Source organism: Flavobacterium sp. ALJ2, from assembly GCF_015594725.1.
Classification (GTDB): Bacteria; Bacteroidota; Bacteroidia; order Flavobacteriales; family Flavobacteriaceae; genus Flavobacterium.
This window is the reverse complement of record NZ_JADNRC010000095.1, coordinates 1-304: the sequence shown is the minus strand read 5'-3', so window position 1 is coordinate 304 and position 304 is coordinate 1. Positions and strand designations below refer to the sequence as shown.

The 304-nt window shown below is 36.5% G+C and carries 1 protein-coding gene; it reads left to right on the top strand.

Features of this window, described 5'->3' with window-relative positions; translation table 11 throughout:
- The first annotated feature begins 6 nt into the window (after positions 1-6).
- Positions 7-246 (top strand): hypothetical protein, encoded by a 240-nt coding sequence (locus IUY40_RS19370; protein ID WP_195738475.1) that lies wholly within the window; start codon positions 7-9, stop codon positions 244-246.
- Positions 247-304: the final 58 nt, after the last annotated feature.

Here is a 304-nt window from a genome sequence, read left to right as displayed (position 1 = left end):
TAGCAGATGGCAACAAACATTAGTTTTGGCAATTATACGCCACCAGATAAAACGGAAAACTCGATAAAGCAAATTACTTTAGCAGTACTATTTGATGGTACTTTAAACAACCAGCGTAATACCTACATTAGGAAAGAAAAAGAAAAAAAGAAAAAAGGAGTTTTGTATGATAAAGAAGCGGTAAAAGATGATCCTTGGGGGATACTGTTGCGGGGTATCTTACAGGAACAGGCGAAACAGGCATAAGAGCAAAAGTGCGTTCGGGTTGCGAAAAAGTTTTTGAAAAGGTATCTAAAGTTAAGAA